Source organism: Nonomuraea sp. NPDC048916 (assembly GCF_040649575.1).
In the GTDB taxonomy this organism is placed as follows: domain Bacteria; phylum Actinomycetota; class Actinomycetes; order Streptosporangiales; family Streptosporangiaceae; genus Nonomuraea.
The window spans coordinates 1-326 of the sequence record NZ_JBEZFS010000342.1 but is presented as its reverse complement, the minus strand read 5'-3'; the positions used below and the strand labels follow the sequence as shown (position 1 = coordinate 326).

Here is a 326-nt window from a genome sequence, read left to right as displayed (position 1 = left end):
CCGGACACGGTGTGATCGAGGTGCCAAAGACAATGACCCGGAACTGAAAGGGGGCCGTCATGGCCACCACCACCGACCCCGTCATGAAAGCGGACTCGGGCGCGATGACGCGCCGCCGCCCCGTCGACTACGTCTGGGCGATCGCCCGGATCTCGCTCGGCTGGATCTTCCTCTGGGCCTTCCTCGACAAGACCTTCGGCTGGGGCTTCGCCACTCCGGCCAACCGCGCCTGGATCGAGGGCGGCAGCCCCACGACCGGCTTCCTCAAGGGCACCGGTGAGAACGCGCTCGGCGGCTTCTTCAGCTCGCTGGCCGGACAGGCCTGG

1 pseudogene is annotated in these 326 nt (G+C 68.4%); it reads left to right on the top strand.

Annotation, left to right across the window (positions count from 1 at the left end):
• Positions 1-104: 104 nt before the first annotated feature.
• Positions 105-326 (top strand): annotated as a pseudogene (locus AB0C16_RS41145) (hypothetical protein); the annotation flags it as partial.